Origin of the sequence: Neisseria sp. HMSC70E02 (assembly GCF_001838645.1) — a bacterium.
Classification (GTDB): Bacteria; Pseudomonadota; Gammaproteobacteria; order Burkholderiales; family Neisseriaceae; genus Neisseria; species Neisseria macacae.
The window spans coordinates 6,177-13,449 of record NZ_KV838139.1 but is presented as its reverse complement, the minus strand read 5'-3'; the positions used below and the strand labels follow the sequence as shown (position 1 = coordinate 13,449).

Below are 7,273 nucleotides of genomic sequence, written 5' to 3'. Positions count from 1 at the left end.
AGTATTGTACTATTTTGTTTTTAATTTACTATAGATCATTCAATTCATGTGAAAAGGGCGTGCAATATTTACCGACTATGACACTATATTCTTCCAACAAGGAAAAGGTATCATCGGATATTGAAAGAGTAAACTGACCGTCAGCTATATCAAACTCATCTTCATCATTTGAATTCAGAAAAACTCTAAAAGAAAGCTTGTATTCTTTCTTGCGCTTTGTTAAAAAAACCTGCCCTTCCCAATAATTCCCTTCTCTTTGTAATGAAGAAATTATTTCTTTTAAATCATTTCTTTTTACATGCCAATACATACTATCGCGTCGGATCTCTAAATTCATATTTTCTTTCGACAGCAAATATTCGGGCTGGCAACATAAGTCATTCCGATCACCCAATAACCCATAGGAAATAGCCGGTAGAGTACCCTATTTATATAAACGGTTTTGCGAAAATCATTATTCAGCTTTGCTCATCGTTTCGCTCATCTTAATTTAAAAATCCGGATTTTCCTTACGGTATGCTTCGTTATCTTTTTTCAAAGTTTCATGAAACTGATGCATAGAATTTTCCGGCCTCTGCCTACCGTAACTTGAAATTAATACACGCACTGAATAATCCGGCAAAATGTGAAACTGCAATAATCCGTTGTCTTCATCGGTAAATTTATCTACCTTCGCATTAACGTTACGCTCTTCAAATTCATTTGTATCCGTGCTTATCATCAAAGTCAGTGGCAGCGTCATCCCCTCATGCCAGCGTGGGATGGAAACGCAACATTGTCCACCTCCTTCCTCTGCATAAGGACTGATTCCACCTAAATGCCATGTTTGCCCGACCTGTTGATAAAAAATCGTTACACCTCGGTCGGAATAGTTGTTTAGCATAAATGAAAACGAGCGTTCCTTATCGGTATCCACAAAAAAATCATCCTTTTGATTGAAGATTTCTTTTACTGAAGAGGCATAGATCGATAAAACCGGAAGAGCGGCGACTAAAACTACCAAGCCTAAAAACCTAAATAATTTTTTCATTTTTTTCCTTTTTTGTCCGCCACAATGCTCAGGGCGGTTCACTTTTTAAATGACAACGTAGTTCGTATAGTAGCTTGAACGATGTAATGGGTAAAGCGAATGGGATAACCGGCTGATGGGTCGTCTGAATGGTTGCAGACCCGTTGGATTTGCTTTTTTCAGACGAGCTTTTGATGTGCGCCTCTCCTGACGTTATTGATTTAAAAGAAAGGTCGTCTGAAACCTTAGATTTCAGACGACCTTTCTGCATTAAACTTTTGATGTTTAGAAAATAAGCTATTTTCTAAAGTCGACAGTTTTCTGCTGTGTTTATTTGGGGTTCTTCTCGATGAGGGCGACGAGTTGGTCGATATAGCCTTGGACGAAGCTGCGCGCGGATTCGATGAGTTTGCCGTTGTCGTCAAACAAGGTGGGGGAGTTGCCGAGGAAGACTTCGGGCTGTCCGGTCAGCGGCATATTGAAGTAGGACAAGGCAAGGCGCAGGTTTTTTTGCGAACTGTAACCGCCCATTTTACCGACGGAATGGCTGATGATGCCTGCGGGCGTGTTTTTCCAGGCGACGTCGGCGTTGGGTTTGGAGCCGATGTCTATCGCGTTTTTCAGGCAGGCGGGGACGGTGCGGTTGTTTTCGGGGGTAACGAACAATACGCCGTCGGAAGCTTTGATGGTTTCGCGGAAGGCGGTATAGCTTTCGGGTGTGGGGAAGTCGGTTTCGGCGGGGTCGTCGTAGTCGAAATTGTAGAGCGGCAAATGGCCGATTTCGACGATTTGGGCATCGTAGCCTTCGGGGAACATGGGGATGACGTTTTGCGCCACTTTGCGGGCGAACGATCCTTTACGCAGGCTGCCTACTAAAATGCTGACTTTTTTTGCCATAAATTTTCTCCTGATGTTGTAAAAATAATAACGATTCTTGAATTCATTTTAAAGCCGCCGGTTGATTGTCGTCAATCCTGTTGGGAACAAATTGACTATTCTGTGCAAGGCAGGCCTGAGTTGGGAAATCGGTTTGGTAGCGGCTTGCCTGCCCTGCCCCAGTTTCGAGACAGTCCTTTTTTAAAGTGCTGAAACATCATTGAGGTCGTCTGAAAACCCTATCGGGCATGAATCAAGACGACAATGCTATAATCCATCCTAAAATTTTTATCTTGAAGAACACGCCATGCAAGCCGATTTCAGACGACCTGTCCTTGCCATCGACACCAGCACTTCCTACCTGTCCCTCGCGTTGCAAACCGATGGCCAGATTGTTTCGTTTCATGAAGATGTCGGCACCAAGCAATCCGATTTGATTCTGCCGCAGATTCGTGTTTTGTTTGAGCAGGCGGGTATTACGGCGGCGGATTTGGGCGTCATCGTCTATGCACAAGGCCCCGGAGCGTTTACCGGTTTGCGTATCGGAACAGGCGTGGCGCAAGGTTTGGCGACGCCGTTTGATACGCCCCTCATCGGCATCCCCTGTCTGGATGCGGCGGCGTATCTGCTGCCCGGACAAAGCTGCGTACTGGTGGCGACCGACGCGCGCATGGGCGAAGTGTTTTACGCATGGTTCGACACGGGCGCGCACCGGCGGCTCGGCGATTATCAGGTCGGTAAAGCGGCTGAAATTGTCGAACCCGAAGGCCGTGCGTTTACCGGCGGCATAGGCAATGCGTTTGCGCTGACCGATGCGCCGCCCTTTGCCGGAACGCCGCAAATGCCTGCCGCTTCCGACTATCTCAAGCTGGCACTCAGCGGGCGTTATCCCGCGTCCGATGCCGCGCACGCCGAATTGCTTTATGTCCGCAACAAAGTCGCCCTGACCGCCAAAGAGCAGGCAGAACGGAAAGCGCTGGCATGAATATCCGCCCCGCTTTTTCAGACGACTGCCCTGCCCTTGCCGCGATTGATACGGTCAGCAACCCTTCGCCCTGGTCTGTGAAACAATTTGCCTCCGCATTGGCGCAGAGTACGGATAAACTGTGGGTCTGCGAGACCGACGGCGTCGTCAGCGGCTTCATCGTGTGGCAGGATATATTGGATGAATCCGAGCTGCATTTAATTGCCACCGCTCCCGAATACCGCCGCCAAGGCATTGCCGCCGCACTTTTGGAACATTGGTTCCGCCACGCCCAAACCGCCGGTATCACGCGCCTGCTGTTGGAAGTCCGCGCCGGCAATGCCGCCGCCCAATCGCTGTATCTCAAATACGGCTTTACCGAGGTCGGCATCCGCAAACATTACTATTCCCTGCCCGAAGGCGGGCATGAAGACGCCGTATTAATGGAAAAACCATGTTAAGCAGCCGCTATCTCCACTTGCATCAGGCATTAGGCTTAGGCCCGATGTGGCTGAACCGTCACGCCAAAGTCATTCCGCCTGCGGGCGATGCGCCCGTTACGCAGCCGCAGAAACCTGCTGCCGCCCAAGTTGCCGAAGCCGTTCGCACGATTTCTGCATCGGCACATCATGCCCGCATGGCGGCGATGGCGGCGGTTCAACACGAAAAAACTGCCTCTGCAACAACGCCCCCCATCCCGCCGTCTGACGCGCCGGTTGACGCGCCTTCCCCATCCGCGCGGACACATTCTGCACCCGAAAACACCGGCAAAGCTCCCGCCGCAACCGTTTCAGACGACCTCCCGCGCCTGCAAACCGAAGCGCGTCCGTCCGAAGTCATCATCATCAGCATCTGCCCCGCAACCGAAGACAGCCTGCACGGACAGCTCTTTCACGGCGCGGTCGGCGTCCTGCTCGACAATATGCTTGCCGCCATCCGCCTGACGCCCCAACAAGCCTACAAAACCAGTTGGGTCAAAGCAGCGCCCGTTTTCAGCCCGCACCCTACTGACGAACAAATCCAAGCCGAGCTGCCCCAGCTTGCCCGAGAGCTGGCTGATACGCAGGCGAAAGCCGTGTTATTGGTGGGTCAAATCTTTGACAAACCCGAACTTGCCCCATTGATAGACACACTCTGCGGCAACACCCCCCGCTTCATCCTTCCCCACCCTGCCCGCCTGCTGCGCCAACCGCAGCTTAAAGCAAAAGCCTGGCAGGTTTTGAAACAAGTGCGGCAGATACTGAATTAAGGCACGCCGACAGCATCCCAAGCAGACGCCGCACCACATCCAACCCCCTTCCCTATCCATCATGTACCTCACCCAAGAAAAACCCTACCGCCCGCTGCTGATTGCCCTGATTTTCCTGACCCTGCCCCTGGCATTGCTGCTGCACGAAATCATCACAGTCGGGCTGTTCCGCCATTCCGGACTGCTGCTGACCTTCCAAAACGGGCAGTTGCGGCAAGTAGCGGGCTGGGATGACGCCATCGTTTGGTTTATCTGCGGCGTATTCGGCTTTTTCAACTTGATTATCGCGGGCGGACTGACCAAACTCGCCTACAAAAAAATGATGCGCCGCCATTTCCACTACGCCCTGTTTTTAAGCGGGGCGGCGGCGTGTGCGGCGGCTTTGGTCGTGATTATCTTGGAATCTTTGCTGGGCAGCGCGGCATTGGGCGGCATGCGGCAAGGCGGAATATTTCTTTACGCATTGAGCGTCTGGATATTGGCGATGCTGACGCTGCCGCGCCAACTGACCCGCGCGCCGGAACAGCCCATCATCTTCCACAAAATGAAAAGATAAGCCTGGCAGCAGGGAGTCAAAGCAACGTCTTCCTTCATATTCTCCGGCAAGAAACCATAAACAAGGGGTCGTCTGAAACTTTTCAGACGACCCTTTTACCTAAATTCATCCGTTCTTAGCGTTTGAATTCAGGCAGGATTTTTTAACGTTTGCATCAATCCGTAAGCAGGCAGGCATCGGATTTTCTGCTATGATTTTTTTATAGTGGAATTAACATAAATCAGGACAAGGCGACGAAGCCGCAGACAGTACAGATAGTACGGAACCGATTCACTTGGTGCTTCAGCACCTTAGAGAATCGTTCTCTTTGAGCTAAGGAGAGGTAACGCCGTACTGGTTTAAAGTTAATCCACTATATCTTGCCCCAAGGTCGTCTGAAAGAAAGCGCACGATGAAACCTAAACTGATTATCTTCGACTGGGACGGAACGCTGGCAGACACGACGCGCCCGATTATCCGCACCTTCCAACAAAGTTTTGCCGACTGCGGCATGCCCGTTCCCGATGACGATGCCGTCCGCTCCCTCATCGGTTACAGCCTGCCGGAAATCATCCGCCGCCTCGCCCCGTATGCCGGCGAACACATGCGCGAAGAATTGACGGAAACCTACGCCGCACACTATCTCAACCCCAACAACCAAAACATGACGCTCTTCCCCGAAGCCCTACCCTGCCTGCACACCCTGCAAAACCAAGGCTACTGGCTCGCCGTCGCCACGGGCAAAGGCAGGATAGGACTCGACCGCTCCATCGCGCAAACCGGTACAGCCGATTTTTGGATGGCGACGACCTGCGCCAGCGAACAAGCATCCAAACCCGCACCCGACATGGTTTTCAAACTATGCGACGAACTGGGGCTGACGCCGCAGGAAACTTTGGTTGTCGGCGATACGACCCACGACTTGGAAATGGCCGCCAACGCCAAAGCCCCCGCCGTCGCCCTCACCACAGGCGCACACTCCGCCGCCATGTTGCACACCGCCCCGCATCTTGCCATACTCAACAGCCTCTCCGAGCTGCCTGACTTCTTGGAAACGTTTGATTGGACGGGCAAGGTTTAACGCAAAGCACAAACCCTTTAACGATGCAGACAGCCAAACCGTAGCATGGGCTTTACCCACGAAAAACTCGGTTTATGATCCGATTTAGAAACCGATTGACTGATTTCTGATTCGGAAACCGATTGGCAGGTCTCGTGGGCAAAGCCCACGCTACACTTTTCTCGAAGCGTTACGGCGTGCTGCTGATCATCGGGCTAGGCATACCTTTTCGGAGAAATCCTCCGCGTTGAATGAGCAAATCGCTTCCCTATCCCAATTAACGTTGATCTACCACCGTAGCGTGGGCTTTGCCCACGAAAAACTCGGTTTATGGTTTGATTCAGAAATTGATTGGCAGATTTCGTGGGCAAAGCCCACGCTACACTTTGCTCGAAGCGTTATGGCGTGCTGCCGATCATCGGGCTAGGCGTACCTATTCGGAGAAATCCTTTGTATCGAATGAGTCAATCGCTTCTCCATCCCAAACCCTCTCCACAATAAAAAAGGTCGTCTGAAAACCTACCCCTCAAGTTTTCAGACGACCTTTTTTAGTTCACCAAGACCAACCGCTTCTCCCTACCTCAACAACTCATCCGTTATCCGTTGCAAAAATTCGATGCGTTCGGGTTTGGCTTCGCCTGCTTCGGCGGCGGCTTTGACGGCGCAGCCGGGTTCGGCGCGGTGGGTGCAGTTGTGGAAGCGGCATTGCCCGACGAGGTGGCGCAGATCGGGGAAGTATTGCAGCAGGTCGGCGGCTTGGAGGTGGTGCAGGCCGAATTCTTGCAAACCGGGGGAATCGATTAATTGGGTTGCTTCGTTTAAATCGTAAAGCTGGGCGTGGGTGGTGGTGTGTTTGCCGGAATCGAGCGCGGTGGAGATGTCGCCGGTGCGGGCGGTTTGGTTGCCCAAGAGGGCGTTGGTCAGGGTGGATTTGCCCATGCCGCTTTGTCCGAGCAGGATGTTGGTATGCCCTTGCAGGACGGGGCGCAGGATGTCGGCGTTTTCCAGCGCGCAGGTTTCGATGACGGGATAACCGAGCGTTTTGTAGAATTTGAGTTTTTCGCGCCAGAGGGCGGTTTCGGGCAGGTCGGCTTTGTTCAGGATGATGACGGCTTGGATGCCCGCGGCTTCGGCGGCTAGGAGGGCGCGTTGCAGCAGGGCTTCACTTGGCGAGGGAACGGCGGCGGTAACGATAAGGAGCTGGCTGACGTTGGCGGCGATGAGCTTGGTTTTCCAAGCGTCTTGACGGTAGAGCAGGCTTTCGCGCGGCAGGTAGTCTTCGATGACGGCTTGTTCGGCGTTGACGGTTTGGATATGCACGCGGTCGCCGCAGGCGAAGTCCACCCGCTTTTTGCGCGTGCTGGCTTCGTAGGTTTTGCCGTCGGGCGTGCGCACGATGTAGCGGCGGCCGTAGCTGGTAATGATTTGGGCGGTATCGGTCATGAACGGTTGGGTCGGGTGGAGTGGATAAAGGGAATGTTCGCGGCGGCGTGGCAGCCTTGCGGCGAAAAGGTATTGTACCGAAATAGGCAGGGGTCGTCTGAAACGATTCTATAGTGGATTAACTTTAAACCAGTACG

9 protein-coding genes are annotated in these 7,273 nt (G+C 52.4%); 5 read left to right on the top strand and 4 right to left on the bottom strand.

Annotated elements, in window-relative coordinates; translation table 11 throughout:
* Positions 1 to 28: 28 nt before the first annotated feature.
* From HMPREF3277_RS12420 to HMPREF3277_RS12410, 3 genes are all read right to left on the bottom strand, one after another.
* The gene (locus HMPREF3277_RS12420; protein WP_070871297.1) at positions 29 to 337 is read right to left on the bottom strand and encodes a hypothetical protein; all 309 of its coding nucleotides are present in this window, start codon (positions 335 to 337) and stop codon (positions 29 to 31) included.
* Positions 338 to 490: 153 nt separating this feature from the next.
* The gene (locus HMPREF3277_RS12415; RefSeq protein WP_070871296.1) at positions 491 to 1,030 is read right to left on the bottom strand and encodes a DUF3304 domain-containing protein; all 540 of its coding nucleotides are present in this window, start codon (positions 1,028 to 1,030) and stop codon (positions 491 to 493) included.
* A 309-nt stretch (positions 1,031 to 1,339) separates the two neighbouring features.
* A complete protein-coding gene (locus tag HMPREF3277_RS12410; RefSeq protein ID WP_009312712.1) occupies positions 1,340 to 1,906 on the bottom strand; it encodes an NADPH-dependent FMN reductase in 567 nt (188 codons plus the stop codon).
* Positions 1,907 to 2,192: 286 nt separating this feature from the next.
* On the opposite strand from HMPREF3277_RS12410, the gene tsaB reads away from it, so the two are divergent.
* The 5 genes from tsaB (at position 2,193) to HMPREF3277_RS12385 (ending at position 5,714) form a co-directional block, all read left to right on the top strand.
* Positions 2,193 to 2,870: a tRNA (adenosine(37)-N6)-threonylcarbamoyltransferase complex dimerization subunit type 1 TsaB gene (gene tsaB, locus HMPREF3277_RS12405; RefSeq protein WP_070871295.1), complete on the top strand. Its 678-nt coding sequence runs from the start codon at positions 2,193 to 2,195 to the stop codon at positions 2,868 to 2,870.
* Entirely contained in the window at positions 2,867 to 3,310 is a 444-nt protein-coding gene (rimI, locus tag HMPREF3277_RS12400) for a ribosomal protein S18-alanine N-acetyltransferase (protein WP_070871294.1), read from the top strand. Before tsaB ends, rimI begins: the two co-directional genes overlap by 4 nt.
* Entirely contained in the window at positions 3,304 to 4,098 is a 795-nt protein-coding gene (locus HMPREF3277_RS12395; RefSeq protein WP_070871293.1) for a uracil-DNA glycosylase family protein, read from the top strand. Before rimI ends, HMPREF3277_RS12395 begins: the two co-directional genes overlap by 7 nt.
* A 61-nt stretch (positions 4,099 to 4,159) precedes the next feature.
* Positions 4,160 to 4,654: a hypothetical protein gene (locus HMPREF3277_RS12390; protein ID WP_003763765.1), complete on the top strand. Its 495-nt coding sequence runs from the start codon at positions 4,160 to 4,162 to the stop codon at positions 4,652 to 4,654.
* Positions 4,655 to 5,045: 391 nt separating this feature from the next.
* Positions 5,046 to 5,714, top strand: a complete 669-nt coding sequence (locus HMPREF3277_RS12385; protein ID WP_070871292.1) for an HAD-IA family hydrolase — start codon at positions 5,046 to 5,048, stop codon at positions 5,712 to 5,714.
* A 555-nt stretch (positions 5,715 to 6,269) separates the two neighbouring features.
* On the opposite strand, the gene rsgA is transcribed toward HMPREF3277_RS12385, so the two are convergent.
* Entirely contained in the window at positions 6,270 to 7,136 is an 867-nt protein-coding gene (rsgA, locus tag HMPREF3277_RS12380) for a ribosome small subunit-dependent GTPase A (protein ID WP_070871291.1), read from the bottom strand.
* Between the last annotated feature and the right edge of the window lie 137 nt (positions 7,137 to 7,273).